An 18,874-nucleotide genomic window follows, 5' to 3' on the forward strand; every position below is an offset into this window, starting at 1 on the left:
TGACTAACGGCTCAATGAGCCTGGGTCCGGATAGTAGCGTCTTTCGGAGGCGTCCGATCTGTCGGCGCCTCGCCGGTGGACTCCAACGCATCAATGCTCGTGTCGGTACGGTCGAGCATTGCGCGGGCCTTGTTCATATCGAGCGCCCCTTCCCATCGAGCTACCACGATGGTCGCCACCCCGTTGCCGATCAGGTTCGTGACGGCACGGGCCTCGTTGAGGAAGCGATCAACTCCTAACAGCAGCACCAGTCCGGATACAGGGATTTTGTGCATCGAGGCGAGCGTGGCAGCCAGCGCGACGAATCCGGCTCCGGCCACGCCTGCGGACCCTTTGGATGTCAGCAGCAGCACGCCGAGGAGCAGTAACTGGTCCCAGATCGTCAGGTGGATATTCATCGCTTGCGCAACAAACATCGAGGCCATGGTCAGGTAGATCGCCGTACCATCGGCATTGAAGGTATAGCCCGTAGGCAACACCATCCCGACTACGGGCCGTGAACACCCCAGCTTCTCCATTTTGATGAGCATCTGCGGGAGCACCGCTTCAGTCGAAGCTGTACCGAGGGTAATGAAGATTTCATCCTTGATGTAGCGGAGATACTTCCACAGCGACAGCCCGCTCATCCGCATCACCAGACCAAGCACAACCACGACGAAGAAAATCGAGGTCAGGTAAAGGCACAGCATCAGCTGGCCGAACGATGCCAGCGTGCCAATTCCGTACTTCGCAATGGTAAATGCCATGCCACCAAAGGCACCGATGGGCGCTACATACATCACGATTCGCACGACGCCAAACATGCCCTGAAGGAACATGTCGAGCATGTCGACGAACGGCGCAGTGCGGGGACCAAGCTTGGCGAGAGCGATTGCGAGCAGAAGCGAAAAGAAGATGATTGGCAGGATATCTCCATTCGCGAATGCTCCGACAATGCTGTTCGGAACGATACTCATGAAGAACTCAAGCATCCCGTGCTGCTGTGCCGCATGGGTGTAGGTCGAAATGGCCGAGCTGTCGATATGCGCGGGGTCTATGTTCATACCACTGCCAGGCTTGATGACATTCACCACTACAAGGCCGACAGCGAGAGCAATCGTTGATGCGATTTCGAAGTAAACAACCGCCTTGACGCCGACGCGACCGGCCTCATGAAGGTCGCTCATGCGGGCAATACCGACGACAACGGATGCGAAAATGATCGGGGCAAGCAGCATCCGGATCAGTTTGATGAACAGGTCGCCGAGTGGTTTAAGTTGAGAACCGATGTCAGGGTAAAAATGGCCGACGAGGACGCCGGCAACAATGCCAATCAGAACCTGTACATAGAGCTTGGAAAGAGATTTTCCGATCTTTGAAACCCGCATGACTGTCTCCTATGCGTGGCATCTTTTTAATGAAAGTCAGGTCGAGCCACCGTAGCGGAATCTAGCGCTGCGGCGTACACAGATCGATTTCGCCTGCGTTCCTTTCGTCTATTTTTATGAACGCTACGCCGACGTTTTTGTCGGCGCGTTTTGCCGGTTAACGGCTTATGCGGACAGCTTTTGCATCTCGGCGAAGAGATCGGCTTTTCCTTCAAAGCCGATGCCTGGCAGATCGGGCATCGTGATGAAGCCGTTTTCCACCTTCACGCCGTCGGGGAAGCCGCCATAAGGCTGGAACAGATCCGGATACGATTCGTTGCCACCCAGGCCAAGTCCGGCCGCGATGTTCAACGACATCTGGTGTCCGCCGTGCGGAATGCAGCGGCTCGCCGACCAGCCGTGTTGATGCAGCATATCGAGCGTGCGTAGATACTCTACGAGGCCATAGCTCAATGCGCAGTCGAACTGCAACCAGTCGCGATCCGCACGCATGCCGCCGTAGCGAATCAGGTTGCGGGCGTCCTGCATCGAGAACAGATCCTCGCCGGTCGCCATCGGCTTGTCGTAGTAGTTGCGCAGCGTTGCCTGCAGTTCGAAGTCGAGCGGGTCGCCCGGTTCTTCGTACCAGAACAGGTCGTATTGGGAGAGCGCCTTCGCGTACTGGATCGCCGTGTCCAGATCGAAGCGGCCGTTGGCATCGACAGCGAGTTTTTGTCCGTCGCCCAACACGCTCAGAATCGAGTCGATGCGGCGCAGATCTTCGTCGAGCGAGGCGCCGCCGATCTTCTTCTTCACGACCGTATAGCCGCGGTCGATATAGCTGCGCATTTCGTCTTTCAGCTTCTCGTGGTCCTGGCCTGGGTAGTAGTAACCACCGGCCGCGTACACGAAAATCTTACGGTTGGGCTGGCCATTGCCGTAACGGTCGGCCAACAACTGGAACAGCGGCTCGCCTTCGATCTTCGCCACCGCATCCCAGATCGCCATGTCGATCGTGCCGATTGCGACCGAACGCTCGCCGTGGCCTCCGGGCTTTTCGTTCGTGAACATGGTCGCCCAGATCCTGTGCGGATCGAGGTTGTCGCCGGCATCGTTGACGAGCGTGACGGGATCGGCTTCGAGGATGCGCGGAATGAAGCGCTCACGCATCAGCTTGCCCTGCCCGTAGCGGCCGTTGGAATTGAAGCCGTAACCTACAACCGGCTTTCCGTCCCGAATGACATCCGTCACCACGACGACGAGACTCAGCGTCATCTTGCTGAAGTCAATGTAGGCATTCCGGATCGGGGAGCTGATCGGAACGGTCTTTTCGCGGATTTCAACGATTCTCATGACGGTGTCTCCTGAGTTTTAGGCACGAGTTGCATGCGTCTGGCTGCAATGGAAACTAGCTTATCCGCGAAATGAGGGGTTAAAATTCACCTGAATTCACTTCATTTTTTACTTAAAGTGACAACTGATTCGAGTTCCGATTTTGAGTTTTTCATCCTCCTCGCCAAACTCAAAAGTTTGTCGGGAGCCGCGCGGGCGCTCGATCTCACCCCACCGGCCGCGACCAAACGCCTTGGGCTAATCGAGCAAAGACTAGCGGCGCGGTTAGTCAACAGGACAACACGGAGTGTCAGCCTGACGCCCGAAGGCGAGACTTACCTGCGCTACGCGACGCAGATCGTCGGGCAAGTCCGGCAAATGGAAGACGAGATATCTGGGGCTCGATCCGATCCCCACGGTCTGTTACGCGTCAATGCGACGCTCGGCTTCGGGCGCACGACCATCGCGCCGCTTGTGTCTGAATTCGCGAAGCGCTTTCCCAACGTGGAGATCCAGTTTGAAGTGACCGACCGGCCCATCGATCTGGTTGAGGAAGCGTTCGATATGGCGATCCGTTTTGGAACGCTTCCCGACAGCCGGCTTAGCGCACGGCGCATCATGAGCAATCGTCGTTTTCTTTGCGCTTCGCCGAAGTACCTTCAGCGTTTTGGGACACCGGAGCGCATAGAGGACCTTGTTCGACACCGCTGCATCATTCATCGCCAGAACGATGATGCCTACGGCGTCTGGAGGTACATACAGGGCGACCACACCGAAGCGCTGAAAGTCAAAGGAGCGCTTTCAAGCAATGATGGCGATATCGTGCTGCGGTGGGCGCTCGACGGGCATGGGATATTGATTCGCTCCGAATGGGATCTGGCGAAGTACGTTCAGAGCGGCCGGTTAAAACTGGTGTTGCCAGATATACTACTGCCGTCAGCCGACCTGTTTGTTTACTACCCCAGCCAGCGAAACCAGACAGCACGCGCCCGAGCATTCATCGATTTTCTGATCGACCATTTTCAAGCACCGTTCATCCCGGTCGAAACTGGCGCCTTGATCTACGATCAAAAAAAGAGAGCAGGTCGCAAGGCATGAGTCGCCCAGCGCAGTAAGCGTGACTGTCCGCTATACGTGAGGATTGTGTTGAAAAAGTCGTCCGTGGTTCGGAATGTTCGGTATCCTGGAAGACATCGATCGACGGGAGTGATTCGTCATGATGGGTCAACTGGGCCGCGGACAGGACAAACTCTTCTACTCGTTTAACCTCGATAATCACGTCCCTCGCGAACACCTGTTGAGAGGCATCGATCACTTCCTTGATCTGCGCGATCTACGCCAGCATCTCGCGCCGTTCTACAGTCCGATGGGGCGGCCATCGATTGATCCGGAGCTCATGATCCGCATGTTGATCGTCGGCTACTGTTTCGGCATCCGGTCCGAGCGCAGGCTATGCGAAGAGGTACATCTGAACCTGGCGTATCGATGGTTCTGTCGCCTGGGCCTGGAGGACGCCGTACCCGAACACTCGACATTCTCCAAGAACCGCCACGGTCGCTTCCGCGATAGCGATGTACTACGCCATGTGTTCGAGTCGGTGCTGGGTCGGTGCATGTCCGAAGGGCTCGTAAAGGGTGAAGGATTCGCGATTGACGCAAGCATCATCAGAGCCGACGTGAGCTCTGCACGCGGTGTTCCGGGTTCCGGGCCCATCGACTGGGGTTGCGTCAAGGGACAAAGCCGTGCAGTGCGCGAGTATCTGGAAGCATTGGAAGAAGCGAATCCAGCGGGCACCGAAGCGGCGGAGATGGCAGAGACATTGCCCCCTCCAAAGAGGATATCTCTGACGGATCCCGCCGCGAGCTGGACAGCGGCCAAGGGTGGCTTGCCGTTCTTCGCCTACTCGACCAATTATCTGATTGACCTGCAGGCAGGGATCATCGTTGACGTCGAGGCGACGCCCGCGAACCGTTCGCACGAAGTGGAATCAACCAGGACGATGATTGACCGCGTTGAGCGGCGGCATGATCTCAAACCTCGACGTCTTGCAGGCGACACCGCGTATGGCTCGGCAGCGATGCTTGCCTGGATGATCGAAGAGAAGGAGATTGCACCACATGTTCCGGTCTGGGATAAAACGACGCGCAAGGACAATACATTGTCCAGCAGCGAGTTCCTATGGGATGAACTGGCCAATGAATATCGCTGTCCCACCGGGCACGCACTACGCAGTGATCGGCGCAAATTCACGAATCCGCGCTCGCGCGTCACGAAGGCTGACACGATCATCTATCGGGCAAGTCAGCTCGACTGCGAGAGCTGTTCGATGAAGGATCGCTGCTGTCCGAATACACCATTCCGCAAGATCGCCCGCAGCATCCATGAAGCTGCGCGTGACGAAACGAGGCGTATTGCGAAGACGCCTGAATACAAGCGATCTTGCCGTGAGCGAAAGAAGGTGGAAATGCTCTTTGCCCATCTCAAACGCATCCTGAAACTGGACCGTTTGCGACTGCGAGGTCCAAGCGGTGCTCATGATGAGTTCCTGATGGCAGCGACTGCGCAAAACCTGCGAAGAATGGCCAAGCGGTTCATGTCAGGAAGCAAGCAGATGAACCAGGCAGTTGCATGACGAGAAATGAGGATCGTTGCCTCGCCCAAGTTCACCGCTTCGCCGATCGTCACAACTCGATAACGTCGTGCCAACTCCAGCGCCCTGATCCAAAACAAGACTTTTTCAACACAATCCGTGAGGCTTGCAGCCATTCGCGTCGAATTCTCGAAAGACTCTTCATGGCCAGACTGCCTCATGCAAAGCGCATACGCATTGTGAACTGTGCGAGTCTGCCATCGGCAGCACACGACCCGCAACAGCCTTGCGCGGTGGCCGGAACCCACGTCTCAACCGTACTGCAGAGCAGACTCTCGCAACGATTTTTCGGTGTAGGCGAGTCACGATGCCTTGCACGAACGTGAAGTCGATTGCTCGGATAGCCGCGGCACGATGCTGTTACGCAAGTGCGCCGCGGCCAGGGTTTTACGGCTTACTTCAGACGCGCCTGCAACTCGTTCGCAAGCTGCCTGGTTGCGGCTTTGGTCGGCACGTCTGCGGCGAGCGCGTTAAGCAAGCCAAAGTCATGAATCGTACCGTTGTAGCGGGTCGTGGTGACTTCATTGCCCGCAGCGTCGAGTTTGCGACCATAGGCCTCACCTTCATCGCGCAGCACGTCGAACTGCGCTACCTGGATCAGCGCTGGCGGCAGACCTTTCAGCTGATCCGCTGAAGCACGCAACGGTGAAGCGTAAATCTCGTTACGCTGCTTCGGATCCTTTGTATAAGCATCCCAGAACCACTTCATCATCGGCCGGGTCAGGAAATGGCCTTCCGGATAGGCGTTGTACGAACCGTCGCTGAAATCGTTGTCCGTCACCGGCCACATCAGGCCTTGAAAGCGGATTGTGGGGCCTTGCCTGTTCTTCGCCATCAGGGAGACGACCGCGGCCATGTTGCCGCCGACGCTGTTGCCCACTACCGCGAGGCGGCTGCCGTCCACGCCGATTTCATTGCCATGCGCAGCGACCCATCTGGTTGCCGCGTACGCCTGGTTAATCGCCACCGGGTAGCGCGCTTCGGGCGACGGCGTGTAATTGACGAACACCGCCACTGCCCCGGATTGCACGACGAGGTCGCGCACCAGCCGCTCGTGGGTCTGGAAGTCACCAAGGATCCAGCCGCCGCCGTGAAAGAACATGAAGACCGGCAGCGTACCCGTTGCGCGTTGCGGCCGAACGATCGTGATCGGCACGGTGATGCCGTCCTGCTCGACGGTCTTGTTCGACACATCAATACCAGACAGATCGACCTTCACGCCGTTTTGCGCGTCGATCAGCACCTGGCGCGCTTGCGCCGGTGTCAACGTGTTGATTGCCGGTCCTGTACCGCTGTTCAGCGCATGGAGGAACTGGCTGGTCACCAGATCGGGCGAGGCGTGTGTTGCAGGGCTCGCGGCGACGGCGAGGGTGGTGCTGGCCGCAAGTACGGCGGCCAGCAGCAAGGGCTTGAATGTCTTCATGGCTTGTTCCTATGCGAGTCGATTGAGCGCGTGGTTAAACGATCGTGAGGGCGACGTCGATGTTGCCGCGGGTGGCATTCGAGTACGGGCAGACGATGTGCGCCTTGTCGACCAGTGCCTGTGCCGCTTCGCGTGCCATGCCGGGCAGGGAGATTTTCAATTCGACTTCAATGCCGAAGCCGTTCGGGATCGCGCCGATGCCGACGCTGCCGTCAATCGAGACGTCTGCGGGGATGGCGACCTTGTCGCGCGCGGCCACAAATTTCATCGCGCCAAGGAAGCAGGCGCTATAGCCGGCGGCAAAAAGCTGTTCGGGATTGGCTCCTTCGCCGCCCGCACCGCCCAATTCCCTGGGCGTGGTCAATTTGAAGTCGAGATTACCGGCGGGGACGACAGCACGGCCATCGCGGCCGCCTGTGGCGTGGGCATGGGCGCGGTAGAGGACTTTTTCGAGTGACATGGTGAAGCTCCTTTAAAGAGAGTGACAATCAGAGTTTGCTATCTACTACTAGATAGATTAGTCCGTAAAAAAAACCGGATGATTCGACAACACACTCATCTTTCATCTATCTACTCAAAGATAGATGAAAGGGCCAAACAAAGAGGTGGCTTACCACCTCATATCGACTGCGTTATCGCGCAATCCTCACCGAAGCCTCGACATCTTCGAGTCGAGCCTTGGTGTGAAACAGCCGGCTTGCCAGCACACTGCCCTGGAAAGCCGCAAACAGGGCACGCGCCGCGTTTTCCGGTTTACCGTTCACTGCCAACGTACGCTCCTGCGCGCCTTGCGCCAGAACCCTGGCCAGCCAGTTTTCGTTGGCCTTGAAAAACGCCTGCACCGCTTGCCGGATGTTGTCGGGCAGCGACTCGATATCGGCGGCCAGCATCCCGCACAGGCAGATCTGATTGCCATCACCGAGTGTCCTGCCAAACATCTTCGCGTACTTGCTGAGCTTTGCATCGGCAGGCAACGAAGCGCCGATGGCGTGGAGGGCGGTGAGTACCTCTTTGCTGTACTCGTTGACCGCTTCCAGTACCAGGTCGTCTTTCGACGGAAAGTAGTAATGGATGCTCGAGGTCTTTACGCCAACCAGACTGGACAGATCACGGTAGCTAAACCCGTTGTAACCACGCAGCATGATGAGCGTGATTGCATGGTCGAGGATCTGTTCGCGCACTGTCGTTGTCGTTTCCATGGATCGAACTATATCTACACATAGATAGACTGTCAAGTGACTCGGTCGTATAGTCTCGCGTGAACTGTCGACCAGTTGCGATGTCATCGTGCCGGACCTGCAGATTGCCTGGCATCATGAGTACGACAATACGAAGGCGCTGGTCAACGCACGCGATGCGGCAGATACAACTGGCGAAACCGACTTCGCGAACCTCGACGCAAGTCCGGCCAAAGACTCGGCAGTCATTTCAGCTGGACCGATGCTGCTGCGGCCGTCCAACCTGAGTCTGACCGCCCGATACACGATCGAGGCAGGCTCGGCTTACGTGTCCCAAGCGGGCAGCCTACATCTGCAACAACTGTTTTCGGTTTGTGGGAGCGAGGCGGGACTGTGACAAGCTCCGGTCGAGCTGTGTTCGTTCGAGGTGACCGATCGGTATATCTCGTGCAACGGTCGCTCACGCGACCACGGTGACCGCCTCAAACTGGCCGAACCCGGTCCGACGGCGGACTTCCGTAGTCGACCCACAACGGTCCCCAACATTAAGAACCCAAATGACCGTTGCTTGATCGATAGCGGCCGCACCTGGCGCGACGAGCCAAGCACTCAGAAGCGCAATTGTGCTGGCACACTTTGCCAATCCCGAACCTTGTAACTCGGCGGCGTGCCTGTAGCTTTATCTACCGTCACCGTTGTTCCGCGTTCTCGCGGCGACACGGACGTCAAAAATCTCTCACTTTTCCGCATCGGAACGATCAGAAATTGCACCGCAGAGCAACCGGTGGATTTTGGCTATTGCAGCGCTCTTTTACGATCGTTACAGCCTGACGCGATCAAAAAGACCGCGGAAGAGCCAGCCTTTCTCTAAACCGTCTGCGCAACTTAGCGAGCGCCCGAGCATGAAAAATTTGAAATTCATCCCTCCTCTTCTGACGATGGTGTTCGCGGGGCAGCCGCTTCTGGCGGAGGCTGACGTCACGGTCAAGATCGGCCAGGTATCACCGTTGACTGGTGAACTGGCCCACATAGGCAAGGACGATGAAAACGGCGTCCGGCTCGCAATCGAGGATCTCAACGCGAAGAAACTCCATATCGGAGGACAGCCGGTCACGTTCGCGCTGGATTCGCAGGACGATGCCGCCGACCCGAAGACCGCTGTGACCGTTGCGCAAAAGCTGGTCGATGATCGTGTTGCGGGAGTGGTCGGCCACGCCAACTCCGGCACATCGATCCCCGCTTCGAAGATCTATTCGGATGCCGGCATACCGATGATCACCGAGTCCGCAACCAACCCCAAGCTCACGGCGCAAGGCTATAAAAACGTCTTCCGTATGGTTGCGAACGACGTGCGGCAAGGAACGGTCATCGGCACATATCTTGTGAAGGAGCTGAAGGCTACGAAGATCGCGATCGTTGACGATCGAACCGCCTATGGACAGGGACTGGTCGACGAGGTCGAAAAGGCAGTCAAGACTTCGGGGGGCACCGTTGTAGATCGCGAATACGGTACCGACAAAACCACTAACTGGATGGCGGTCCTCACGACCATCAAGAGCCACGTTCCCGATGGAATCGTCTTCACAGGCGGAGATACGCAAGCTGCAGCGTTTGCCCAGCAGGCCCAGAAACTTGGACTGCAGGCAAAACTGATCGCGGGCGACGAAGCGTGTACGCCGCAATTCATCAAGCTCGCGGGAGCCGCGATGAACAGCGGCACGTACTGCACGCTGGCGGGCGTGCCGCCGTCGAAGATGCCGCAGGGAGACGCCTTCTTCAAGCGCTTCCAGCATCGGTTTGGCGTTCCCGTGCAGCTCTACGCGCCGTATGCGTACGACGCCGTGATGGCGATGGCCGGTGCGATGCAGGCGGCCGACTCGGTCGACCCGAAAGTCTATCTGCCCAAGCTCCAGAACCTGACGCTGGACGGTGTGACGGGACCGATCAAGTTTGACGGAAACGGCGACATCCGCAACGGCGCGATTACTGTCCGGCAGTTCGGCCAGGGTGATTGGCACGACAAGAGCGTCGTCAGATAAGCCATTTTCGTCGCTATGGAAAATTCGAGATCCATCGCGAAATCGTCGAGGGCATCGTCAGCCGCGTCCCGGCGGCGATGCAACAGAAGCGTTGCGTTCGGCGTGCACGGGTCCCCGGATCAGACGATGCACTTCACTCGTCGACGTCCACAGGTACGCCCAGCCCGACTTTCACCCGGCTCATGCTGACGAGCGTCTTGAAGCGCTTGACGTTGTTATTGGAAAAGAAAAGCTGCCGAGTCAGGTCGTTGTATTGCTCCATGTCCCGCACTGTGAGGATAAGCACGAAATCCCATTCACCCGCGACGTAGTAGCACTGCTGGATCTGCGGACATTGTTCAAAGGTCCGCTTCATTGAATCGAGCAGATCGATTTGTTCACTCTCGACTTCCACCATGGAAACGATAGTAAGAGGACACCCCACCTTTTCGGGCGAGACGATGGCCGCATACCGATCAATCACTCCGTCTTCGGCCAGGCGGCGCAAACGGCGGTTCACGGCGGCAGTAGAGAGGTTGACCCGGGCGCCAAGTTCATTTTGAGGGAGTTGAGCGTCCCGCTGGACCTCGGCTAGCAGCTTGCGATCGAATACGTCGAGTGTGGTCGCCATGGCGTGGAATTCCGGTACAAAAGTGAGAAATTATTGCGTCGCACCCGGAGATTCGGCGATTAATTTGACCACGTCAAGCAATATTATTTTGTGATTGGCTGGCGTGTCGATTTCCCGCGTGCGGGGAATCCGACGGTCGTGCCGGACACTTATTTCATGGAGCCGCACAGCAATGCTGATCACCAACAAGCGCGCGTCGCACGCCGACTATCCCAACGAACTGAAGACGATTCTGAGTGTTGAGTCCGCTGAACAGAGCCGTGCATGGCTTTCGAACTGGAACCTTCTCAGCCCGTCCGCTACGCCTCTTTGGAATCTACCCGATGCGGCAGCCCGACTTGGCGTGACGCGTCTGAGCATCAAGGACGAATCCGTGCGGTCACCGCTCGGCAGCTTCAAGGCGCTGGGCGCGCCGATCGCACTGGTACGCCTGGTTCTGCGTTTGTGGCCCGGGCACGATCTCGATCCCAAGGGCTTGATCCAGGGACGGTACAAGGAAATGCTCACGAACCTGGTCGTGACCAGTGCGACCGACGGCAACCATGGCAAGGCTTTGGCCGCTGCGGCACAAACGCTCGGGTGCAATTGTGTGATTGTCCTGCACGCCAACGTGAGCGTTGAGCGTGAGCAGGCCATCGCTGCGTATGGCGCACGAATCATTCGCATTAGTGGCAACTACGACGAATCGGTGGAAGAAGCCGCGCGCCTCGCGAAAGAAAACGGCTGGCACGTGGTCTCCGACACGTCGTATGAAGGGTATGAAGCAATTCCTCGCGACGTCATGCAGGGCTATGGTGCGATCGCAGCCGAGATTGTCGAGCAGTCCGAAAGTCATGCAGGCGAATGCGCCTTCACGCACGTATTTCTGCAAGGCGGTGTCGGCGGCCTTGCCGCCGGGGTTGCCAGTTATCTCTGGGAGATGCATGGCAGCAAACGTCCGCGATTCATAGTCGTTGAGCCGCTGCAAGCGGATTGCCTGTATCAAAGTGCGCTCGAAGGTCGAGCCGCGAAAGCGACCGGCTCCGTCGATTCAGTCATGGCGGGGCTTGCGTGCGGCGAAACTTCACCGCTCGCGTGGAAGATCCTCGAGCTGTGCGTGGACGATTTCATGACGATCAGCGATGAAGACGCGATCGGGGCGATGCGCAGGCTCGCAACAGGAACCGGCGCGGACATTCCGCTGGTAGTCGGCGAATCTGGTGCCGCGGGCTACGCCGGCCTCGAAGTATTGATGCGAGATTCACAGCTGGCGCGGGCCGCCGGCCTGAACGGTCATTCACGTGTTCTGGTGATCAGCACAGAGGGAGCGACGGCACCAGCGGTCTATAGCGAATGCGTGGGCGAAACGGCCGACTCAGTTCTTTCACGTCAGACTCATTGGCTAGGCGCCGCGGTTCGATAAAACAACCTGAATCGACATCGAAAAGGAATATGCGTTATGGAAAGCTCCTTGCAATCGCAGTTGAAGAGTTGGCGTCAGCACCTCCATCAGAACCCGGAAACCGGTTTTGAGGAAGTCGCTACTTCCGACTATGTCGCGAGCGCGTTGAAAGCACTCGGCCTTGACGTGCATCGCGGAATTGGTGGAACGGGCCTGGTCGCCAATCTCACGGTCGGCAATGGCCACGGCGTTATTGGCCTGCGCGCCGACATGGATGCACTGAATATCGCGGAGAACGCACCGGGCCGCCTGCATGCCTCGCGAACGCAAGGCAAGATGCACGCCTGCGGACACGATGGACATATGTCGATGATTCTCGGCGCGGCGCGCCTGCTTGCCGAGAGAAAGGACTTCAGCGGCACCGTGCGGTTCATTTTTCAACCGGCCGAAGAACATGGCCGCGGCGCGAAAGCGATGATGAAAGACAGGCTCTTCGAACGATACCCTGTCGACGCGATCTTTGGCGCGCACAACATGCCCGGCATGCCCGCCGGGACATTCGCCACACGTGCCGGCGGCATCATGGCCAGCGAAGACAATTTCGTCATTCACGTCAAGGCCCGTGGTACACATGCAGCCAGGCCGCACATGGGCGTCGATCCCATCGTGATCGCCTCGCAAATCGTGCTGGCATTGCAGACAATCGTGTCCCGTAATCTCGATCCGAGCCTGCAGGCGGTGATCTCCTGCACGGAATTCATGACGGACGGTATCCGCAACGTCATCCCGTCGAACGTGACGATCAAGGGCGATACGCGCAGCTACACACCTGAGGTCCAGGCGATGCTGGCAACCCGCATGCGTGAAATCAGCGAAGGCATCTGCCATGCGCACGGAGCCGAATGCACGTTCGAATACACGCACGAATTTGCACCTACCGTGAACTCACCGGAATATGTGGATCTTGCCGTTTCGGCCGCGCGCAATATCGCCGGCGCGGATAACGTTGACGCCGGCGTGCAACCCATGATGATCTCCGAGGATTTCGGCGCGTTCCTTCAGGTAGTGCCGGGCAACTTTATTTTCGTTGGCAACGGAGAGACGGGAAAGGACGGGGGTATTCCGCTCCACAACGCCACCTACGACTTCAACGACGAGATCTTGCTCACCGGCGCGCGATACTTTGCTGAAATAGCGCGACTCGCGCTTCCCGCTGCCTGAGCAGCGCATCCCTTCTCGTCGCCAGGAGGCCGGACTGCGTCAGACCCAATACATCCGCGGCTTTTGACAACGACTTGCATTGAGCGATTTCGAGAAACAGGCGACGTTGCCGGTCACGGTTTTTCACGAGCGTCACGTAGTGTAATCGCCGCCTTTAGGGCGCCTTTTGTCGCGGCGTACTCAAGCATGGCTTCACCGATCACGTTTTCTCCTTGTTCGTTGAGGGCAGCGCCGGCCCCTCGTTTATCCCGCACCTCCTTGTTCTGGCTGAGCTTGATCTTCCCAACCAGCCGGGTGATTTCGATCTCGACCCCGACGATCGCCTTGAGCAACGTATCGATATAGTCGCTGGCGCTGTCCGTCATCTTCCACGGATAGGGCTGGGACGCTTCATGGGTACGCGTGAGACGTGCGACCAGCCCTCGAACGTAGCGCTCGTCATCGCGGATGGTCACCCGGCCGCAGGCGTGGACCACCCTGTAGTTCCATGTCGGCACCTGCTTGTGAAACTCGTGCTTGCTCGGATACCAGGTGGGCGAGATGTAGGCGTCGCCAGCGCGAAACACGACCAGCACCTCGTCCCCGTTGGCAACGTCCTGCCAGACCGGATTTGCGCGAGCCACGTGGGCATGAAGGACGCCACATGCTCCTTCGTCGGCTTTCAGTTCAAACGGGATGTGATTGGCGTCCAGACCGCTCTTGCCGTGCGTGAACAGAATGCCAAGCGGATTCTCCGCGATCAGTGTGTGCAGCACCTCAGTGCGCGATTCATCAAAATGGGTCGGTACGTACATATAAGGCTCCGTGATGAGTGCAGCGATGCGCTAACCCTCATTTCAGGCAACGCCGGTGCGGCAGGCCCGCACATTGCAAGGCTCCAAGTCCGTAAAGAATTGTGGCGGTAAACTGGTTTATGTTGTAGAACCAGTTTGGATCATTTTCTTTGGACCAGAAAGCCATGGCTCGAAAACCGAAAGCGGTGGAGGTCCCGTCGATCGGCATGCTGGATCGAGCGGCGGGTCATTTGGGGCGTCAGCTCGCGCAGGCGCTGCGCGATGCCGTCCGCCGTGGCGACCTCAAACCCGGCGACGTGCTTCCATCCACGCGCACGCTAGCTGCGTCGTTGCATGTTGCCCGTGGAACCGTCATCGAGGCATTCGAGCAACTGATCGCCGAGGGTTTTCTGCAATCGCATCCTGGCGCTGACACACGCGTGGCGCAGTCGTTGACGCCTCCCGCCCATGCCCGCGGGCGTTCCTCATCCGTTGAAACAGCCCCGCTTCCAGAACGCGCCCGCCTGTTTGCACAGGTTGCACGTCAGTTTCCCGCAGTACCGCAGGCGCCCTTCGCTGTTTCGGTGCCGGTTGGACCCGCCGCTCCGGACGATGTCTGGCGCCGGCTCGGCAACCGGCTGCGCGCCCGCGGACCCGGCGCACCGGCGGGGTATGGCGACCCACAAGGGGAGCGGGCGCTGCGCGAAGCGGTGGCCGATTACGTCCGGAAATCGCGCTCAGTCCGCTGCGAGGCTGCGCAGGTGATCATCACGAGCGGCACACAGCAGGGCCTTTACCTTTCATGCCAGGTGCTGCTCGATGCCGACGCGTCGGCGTGGGTGGAGGACCCGGCGTATAGGGGCATTACGGCAATTCTGGAAAGCACCGGCCGCCCGGAGCGCATGATCCGGGTGCCCGTCGACGCGGAGGGCCTCAACGTCGATGCGGGTATGAAGCTGGGCCCGCATGCACGGGCGGCATTCGTCACATCGTCGCACCAGTACCCGCTGGGAATGCCATTGAGCATGGCAAGGCGTAACGCGCTGTTGGCGTGGGCCCGCTCAAACAACGCCTGGGTGGTCGAGGACGACTACGACAGCGAGCTGCGTTATGCGGGACATCCGTTTCCTTCGCTCCAGGGGCTCGACCCTGACCGGGTGGTCTATCTCGGCACCTTCAGCAAGATCCTGTTTCCGTCATTGCGGCTCGGCTATGCCGTTGTTCCGGAAAACCTCGTGGAGGCATTCTGCGGCGCGCGCGTACTCATGGATCGCAATCCTCCAAACGCGGATCAACACGTGCTAGCGGCCTTCATCGCGGAAGGTCACCTGGACCGTCATATCAGGCGTATTCGTGGCGTCTATGCGGACCGGCGCGCACGCATCGTCGAGACGCTCGAACGACTGTTGCCGAAAGAGGTCGCCTGGTTGCAGCCGAGTGACCAGGGAATGCACCTCGTGCTCTGGCTTGGAGGAGGCGTCGACGACAGGTCGGTGGCGTCGCTAGCGGCCGAAAGCGGGGTTGCCGTACGGGCGGTGTCCCCAATGTATTCCGATGGAAAAGGTCCAATGGGTTTGATACTGGGCCTCGGAGGTTTCAGCGACGACGAAATTGAAACTGCCACCCATCGGCTCGCCACGAGTATTGCGGCTGTGGCAAAAGCTGCTCGCTGCGATCGTGCGAATCCGCCGAAAAAAAGGGCGGGTGCGAGGTAATTGGCGCCGACAATCCGGAATCAATCTCCCATCAGGTGCGTAGCGTCATGACGGCAATACCCTGCGCGCGCACCGACGGCTTGGCGAACAAACTTCCGCCTACCGCCCCCAAGCGCCGGTAGGCCGTAAGCCCAGGATGCGCGACGGACGGCCCTACCTCCGAGATCGGGCCGCCGCGCCGTTCGCCTCGAGCCATCACGTCGCCGCCGTAGCAAATGCCCGATCTCAGACCTATGCGCGTTGCCGACGCATCAGCGATTTCCCTCGTCGCCGGCTACCTGGCGCCCGACCGGGCGAGCTATCCGCGTACAAAATCGGGCTTCGAATGGGTCCTGACGATAGCTCTAACGCGATGCCCTGGATTGACCCACAAAGAAACACATGTTGTCACGTCATGGTTTTCATCAACAAAAATACCTGTTGCCAAATATTTTGTTGTCGTAGTATCTATTTTGACAACACATGTTGCCACCTTGGCGGATCACACATCGCATGTTGTGAAACCGCCCGGTGTCCGTCAGCCATCCCTTGACACTATCAGGGGCATTGCCAATCACTGCGGAGAGAAATTATGGGACGTCGCTCCTTCCTCTTGTCTATGGTTGCTGTCGCCATGCTCGGCACAACCCTCGCGCACGCCGACAACAAGGAACTCATCGTCGGAACCGACACCTCGTTCATGCCCTTCGAATTCAAGCAGGGTGACAAGTACGTCGGCTTTGATCTCGACCTGTGGGCGGAAATCGCGAAAGACCAAGGCTGGAAATATAAGATTCAGCCGATGGACTTTAGCGGCCTGATTCCGGCCCTGCAGACGCAGAACATCGACGTCGCGCTTTCGGGCATGACCATCAAGGAAGAGCGCAAGAAGGCTATCGACTTTTCCGCCCCGTATTACGACAGCGGGCTCGCTGCGATGGTGCAAACCGATAACACCAGCATCAAGTCCATCGACGACCTGAACGGCAAAGTCATCGCGGCCAAAACCGGCACGGCCACCATCGACTGGATCAAGGCGCACCTGAAGCCCAAGGAAATCCGCCAGTTCCCGAACATCGACCAGGCCTATCTTGCGCTGGAGGCGGGCCGGGTAGACGCCGCCATGCACGACACGCCGAACGTGCTCTATTTCGTCAGTACCGCCGGCAAAGGTCAGGTCAAGGTCGCCGGCACGCCAGTCAGCGGTGACAAATACGGCATCGGTTTCCCGAAGGGAAGCCCGCTGGTAGCGAAGGTCAACGAGGAGCTGATCAAGATAAAGGCCGATGGCCGCTACGCGATGCTGTACAAGAAGTGGTTCGGTTCCGAACCGCCTAAGTCGTAATCGTCACGAGCAGGAAGCGCAGCGAGTTCCGCTGCGCCAGGGACGAATCAACCAGGAGCGGTTTGTGGAATTCGATTGGTCAGTTATCTGGACTGCACTTCCAGACTTGATGGCCGGCGTGAAATTAACGGTGTTCATTGCATTTGTGGGACTTGTCGGAGGGTTCGTCGTCGGCGTCATAGCCGGCATGTGCCGCGCGTACGGCCCCCTCGCGCTGAACGTCCTTGCGCAGGTCTACATTGAACTCATTCGTGGCACGCCGATTGTTGTTCAGGTAATGTTTCTTTACTTCGCCCTGCCACTGCTCGCACACCTCAGAATCGACGGGCTCACTGCCGCCATCATCGCCATCACGGTGAACTCGGGCGCCTACCTCGCAGAGGTCGTACGGGGCGCATTGCTGTCCATTCCCAAGGGCTTAATGGAAGCCGGTCTTGCAATGGGATTGTCGATGCCGCGCGCACTGTTGAAAATCGTCGGGCCGCTGGCCTTCCGCAGACTGATCCCGCCGTTGGGCAATCAGTGCATCGTGAGCCTGAAGGATACGTCGCTGTTCATCGTCATCGGCGTAGGAGAACTGACACGCAAGGGCCAGGAAATCATCGCCGGGAATTTCCGTGCGGTTGAAATCTGGTCTGCCGTCGCGGTGATTTACCTGGTCCTCACCGGTGTGATGACGCTGTCGCTGCGTCTGGTCGAAAAAAGGATGCGCATACTATGAGCATGGTCGAATTCCAAAGCGTCTCGAAGAGCTTCGGCCACGTGTCCGTACTCAAAGACATCAGTCTTCGTATCGAGAACGGAGAGGTTGTGGTGATCGTCGGGCCCTCGGGTTCGGGCAAATCGACAATGCTTCGATGCATCAACGCGCTCGAAAAGATTAGCGGCGGCGAATTGCTGGTCGATGGCTTGAGCGTCAAAGGTAGTGCGTCGGACATACGCACCATCCGCCTCGAAGCCGGCATGGTCTTCCAGCAATTCAACCTGTTTCCACAGATGACTGCGCTCGAGAACGTCATGTTCGGTCCCATTCAGGTACGCGGCGCGGCGCGCGCCGACGCTCGTGACCAGGCCATGGCGCTACTTGACAAGGTCGGTCTCGAAGCGCGGGCAAATCACTATCCGTCGGAGCTGTCTGGCGGACAGCAGCAGCGTGTTGCCATTGCCCGTGCGTTGGCTATCAAGCCGAAGCTGATGCTGTTCGATGAGCCGACATCCGCGCTCGACCCCGAGCTTCGTCACGAAGTTCTCAAGGTCATGCAGGACCTCGCAATGGAAGGCATGACGATGATCGTCGTGACGCATGAGATCGGATTCGCGAAACGGGTTGGCACGCGGCTGCTGTTCATGGATCAGGGCGGTATTGCGGAGGACGGCGAGCCGGGGGTGCTGATTGATAACCCGCCTACGCAACGGTTGAAGGACTTTTTGAGGCATGTGTCCTAGTTGAGGTCGTGCTTTGGATGCGGGCTTTGACTCCTCCTTTATTTTCGCCTCGGCATATCGCGGCAGACATGGCCTCGGTACAGGGAAGGGGCGCTCGCTCATGGACGCCTACATAGCGCAGTGCAGCGCGTGGCGTGCGGTCAGCAATGAGAGCGTCGGTGCAGGCAATCCGTTGCTCAAGGGAAATCGCGTGACGCTGCATCGTGAATGGTACGGCGAAGCTTGACTACCTTGGTCACTGCGTCGTGCCCGGGTTGGAGTCTAGCTACGCGCTCAACATCGAATGACATCATGTCCCACCCTGCGGATATCCGACTGGTTTTTCGCACTCCGTCTCTATCAATCACGCTGGTTGAGACACTGTTTCCGCTCAAGACCGAGTCGTCCGGTTTGCTACTTTTAAAGCCGACAGGCTCTACCGCTCTACTTCCTGTAC

19 protein-coding genes are annotated in these 18,874 nt (G+C 58.3%); 11 read left to right on the plus strand and 8 right to left on the minus strand.

Features of this window, described 5'->3' with window-relative positions; genetic code table 11:
* Positions 1-11: 11 nt before the first annotated feature.
* Positions 12-1,367, minus strand: coding sequence for a C4-dicarboxylate transporter DctA (gene dctA, locus AC3WOG_RS34240; protein ID WP_492582147.1), 1,356 nt, complete (start codon positions 1,365-1,367; stop codon positions 12-14).
* A gap of 165 nt (positions 1,368-1,532) precedes the next feature.
* Positions 1,533-2,699 (minus strand): mandelate racemase/muconate lactonizing enzyme family protein, encoded by a 1,167-nt coding sequence (locus tag AC3WOG_RS34245; protein WP_492582148.1) that lies wholly within the window; start codon positions 2,697-2,699, stop codon positions 1,533-1,535.
* Between the two features lie 117 nt (positions 2,700-2,816).
* Between AC3WOG_RS34245 and AC3WOG_RS34250 the strand changes: the two genes are divergently transcribed.
* Together AC3WOG_RS34250 and AC3WOG_RS34255 are read left to right on the plus strand one after the other, a co-directional pair.
* Positions 2,817-3,776, plus strand: a complete 960-nt coding sequence (locus AC3WOG_RS34250) for a LysR family transcriptional regulator (protein WP_492582149.1) — start codon at positions 2,817-2,819, stop codon at positions 3,774-3,776.
* Positions 3,777-3,894: 118 nt separating this feature from the next.
* A complete protein-coding gene (locus AC3WOG_RS34255; RefSeq protein WP_492576091.1) occupies positions 3,895-5,310 on the plus strand; it encodes an IS1182 family transposase in 1,416 nt (471 codons plus the stop codon).
* Between the two features lie 412 nt (positions 5,311-5,722).
* Here the strand turns inward: AC3WOG_RS34255 and AC3WOG_RS34260 are convergent, their stop codons facing one another.
* The 3 genes from AC3WOG_RS34260 to AC3WOG_RS34270 form a co-directional block, all read right to left on the minus strand.
* A complete protein-coding gene (locus AC3WOG_RS34260; protein ID WP_492582150.1) occupies positions 5,723-6,751 on the minus strand; it encodes an alpha/beta hydrolase in 1,029 nt (342 codons plus the stop codon).
* A 34-nt stretch (positions 6,752-6,785) separates the two neighbouring features.
* Positions 6,786-7,211, minus strand: coding sequence for an organic hydroperoxide resistance protein (locus AC3WOG_RS34265; RefSeq protein WP_492582151.1), 426 nt, complete (start codon positions 7,209-7,211; stop codon positions 6,786-6,788).
* A gap of 172 nt (positions 7,212-7,383) precedes the next feature.
* Positions 7,384-7,950: a TetR/AcrR family transcriptional regulator gene (locus tag AC3WOG_RS34270; RefSeq protein WP_492582549.1), complete on the minus strand. Its 567-nt coding sequence runs from the start codon at positions 7,948-7,950 to the stop codon at positions 7,384-7,386.
* A gap of 88 nt (positions 7,951-8,038) precedes the next feature.
* Here AC3WOG_RS34270 and AC3WOG_RS34275 point away from each other — a divergent pair, with 88 nt between their 5' ends.
* Together AC3WOG_RS34275 and AC3WOG_RS34280 are read left to right on the plus strand one after the other, a co-directional pair.
* The gene (locus AC3WOG_RS34275; protein WP_492582152.1) at positions 8,039-8,326 is read left to right on the plus strand and encodes a hypothetical protein; all 288 of its coding nucleotides are present in this window, start codon (positions 8,039-8,041) and stop codon (positions 8,324-8,326) included.
* Positions 8,327-8,831: 505 nt separating this feature from the next.
* A complete protein-coding gene (locus AC3WOG_RS34280) occupies positions 8,832-9,968 on the plus strand; it encodes a branched-chain amino acid ABC transporter substrate-binding protein (protein ID WP_492582550.1) in 1,137 nt (378 codons plus the stop codon).
* Positions 9,969-10,101: 133 nt separating this feature from the next.
* Here AC3WOG_RS34280 and AC3WOG_RS34285 read toward each other — a convergent pair whose 3' ends face one another.
* Positions 10,102-10,578 carry an Lrp/AsnC family transcriptional regulator gene (locus AC3WOG_RS34285; RefSeq protein WP_341316995.1) on the minus strand — a complete coding sequence of 159 codons (477 nt, stop codon included), beginning with the start codon at positions 10,576-10,578 and terminating at the stop codon, positions 10,102-10,104.
* Positions 10,579-10,750: 172 nt separating this feature from the next.
* Between AC3WOG_RS34285 and AC3WOG_RS34290 the strand changes: the two genes are divergently transcribed.
* Together AC3WOG_RS34290 and AC3WOG_RS34295 are read left to right on the plus strand one after the other, a co-directional pair.
* Positions 10,751-11,980 carry a diaminopropionate ammonia-lyase gene (locus AC3WOG_RS34290; protein WP_492582153.1) on the plus strand — a complete coding sequence of 410 codons (1,230 nt, stop codon included), beginning with the start codon at positions 10,751-10,753 and terminating at the stop codon, positions 11,978-11,980.
* A gap of 36 nt (positions 11,981-12,016) precedes the next feature.
* Positions 12,017-13,180, plus strand: coding sequence for a M20 aminoacylase family protein (locus AC3WOG_RS34295; RefSeq protein ID WP_492582154.1), 1,164 nt, complete (start codon positions 12,017-12,019; stop codon positions 13,178-13,180).
* Here the strand turns inward: AC3WOG_RS34295 and AC3WOG_RS34300 are convergent.
* Together AC3WOG_RS34300 and AC3WOG_RS34305 are read right to left on the minus strand one after the other, a co-directional pair.
* Entirely contained in the window at positions 13,125-13,316 is a 192-nt protein-coding gene (locus tag AC3WOG_RS34300; RefSeq protein WP_492582155.1) for a helix-turn-helix domain-containing protein, read from the minus strand. The genes AC3WOG_RS34295 and AC3WOG_RS34300 overlap by 56 nt on opposite strands.
* Complete coding sequence (locus AC3WOG_RS34305) at positions 13,294-13,974, minus strand: FMN-binding negative transcriptional regulator (protein ID WP_492582156.1); 681 nt, start codon at positions 13,972-13,974, stop codon at positions 13,294-13,296. The genes AC3WOG_RS34300 and AC3WOG_RS34305 overlap by 23 nt, the downstream gene beginning before the upstream one ends.
* 164 nt (positions 13,975-14,138) lie before the next feature.
* Between AC3WOG_RS34305 and pdxR the strand changes: the two genes are divergently transcribed.
* From pdxR to AC3WOG_RS34330, 5 genes are all read left to right on the plus strand, one after another.
* Entirely contained in the window at positions 14,139-15,668 is a 1,530-nt protein-coding gene (pdxR, locus tag AC3WOG_RS34310; RefSeq protein WP_492582551.1) for a MocR-like pyridoxine biosynthesis transcription factor PdxR, read from the plus strand.
* A 571-nt stretch (positions 15,669-16,239) separates the two neighbouring features.
* Positions 16,240-16,992, plus strand: coding sequence for a glutamine ABC transporter substrate-binding protein GlnH (gene glnH, locus AC3WOG_RS34315; protein WP_492582157.1), 753 nt, complete (start codon positions 16,240-16,242; stop codon positions 16,990-16,992).
* 64 nt (positions 16,993-17,056) lie between these two features.
* Positions 17,057-17,713 carry a glutamine ABC transporter permease GlnP gene (glnP, locus tag AC3WOG_RS34320; protein ID WP_492582158.1) on the plus strand — a complete coding sequence of 219 codons (657 nt, stop codon included), beginning with the start codon at positions 17,057-17,059 and terminating at the stop codon, positions 17,711-17,713.
* Positions 17,710-18,438, plus strand: a complete 729-nt coding sequence (gene glnQ / locus AC3WOG_RS34325; protein WP_492582159.1) for a glutamine ABC transporter ATP-binding protein GlnQ — start codon at positions 17,710-17,712, stop codon at positions 18,436-18,438. The genes glnP and glnQ overlap by 4 nt, the downstream gene beginning before the upstream one ends.
* A 100-nt stretch (positions 18,439-18,538) precedes the next feature.
* Positions 18,539-18,664: a hypothetical protein gene (locus AC3WOG_RS34330; RefSeq protein WP_492582160.1), complete on the plus strand. Its 126-nt coding sequence runs from the start codon at positions 18,539-18,541 to the stop codon at positions 18,662-18,664.
* Positions 18,665-18,874 lie beyond the last annotated feature (210 nt).

The organism is Paraburkholderia sp. FW306-02-B (assembly GCF_058782725.1).

Coding starts and splice junctions, on each gene's coding strand:
- AC3WOG_RS34270 (WP_492582549.1), bottom strand. CDS start 7,950: ATGGAAACGACAACGACAGTGCGCGAACAGATCCTCGACCATGCAATC.
- AC3WOG_RS34280 (WP_492582550.1), top strand. CDS start 8,832: ATGAAAAATTTGAAATTCATCCCTCCTCTTCTGACGATGGTGTTCGCG.
- AC3WOG_RS34260 (WP_492582150.1), bottom strand. CDS start 6,751: ATGAAGACATTCAAGCCCTTGCTGCTGGCCGCCGTACTTGCGGCCAGC.
- pdxR (WP_492582551.1), top strand. CDS start 14,139: ATGGCTCGAAAACCGAAAGCGGTGGAGGTCCCGTCGATCGGCATGCTG.
- AC3WOG_RS34255 (WP_492576091.1), top strand. CDS start 3,895: ATGATGGGTCAACTGGGCCGCGGACAGGACAAACTCTTCTACTCGTTT.
- dctA (WP_492582147.1), bottom strand. CDS start 1,367: ATGCGGGTTTCAAAGATCGGAAAATCTCTTTCCAAGCTCTATGTACAG.
- AC3WOG_RS34330 (WP_492582160.1), top strand. CDS start 18,539: ATGGACGCCTACATAGCGCAGTGCAGCGCGTGGCGTGCGGTCAGCAAT.
- glnH (WP_492582157.1), top strand. CDS start 16,240: ATGGGACGTCGCTCCTTCCTCTTGTCTATGGTTGCTGTCGCCATGCTC.
- AC3WOG_RS34290 (WP_492582153.1), top strand. CDS start 10,751: ATGCTGATCACCAACAAGCGCGCGTCGCACGCCGACTATCCCAACGAA.
- glnQ (WP_492582159.1), top strand. CDS start 17,710: ATGAGCATGGTCGAATTCCAAAGCGTCTCGAAGAGCTTCGGCCACGTG.
- AC3WOG_RS34295 (WP_492582154.1), top strand. CDS start 12,017: ATGGAAAGCTCCTTGCAATCGCAGTTGAAGAGTTGGCGTCAGCACCTC.
- AC3WOG_RS34305 (WP_492582156.1), bottom strand. CDS start 13,974: ATGTACGTACCGACCCATTTTGATGAATCGCGCACTGAGGTGCTGCAC.
- AC3WOG_RS34245 (WP_492582148.1), bottom strand. CDS start 2,699: ATGAGAATCGTTGAAATCCGCGAAAAGACCGTTCCGATCAGCTCCCCG.
- AC3WOG_RS34265 (WP_492582151.1), bottom strand. CDS start 7,211: ATGTCACTCGAAAAAGTCCTCTACCGCGCCCATGCCCACGCCACAGGC.
- AC3WOG_RS34285 (WP_341316995.1), bottom strand. CDS start 10,578: ATGGCGACCACACTCGACGTATTCGATCGCAAGCTGCTAGCCGAGGTC.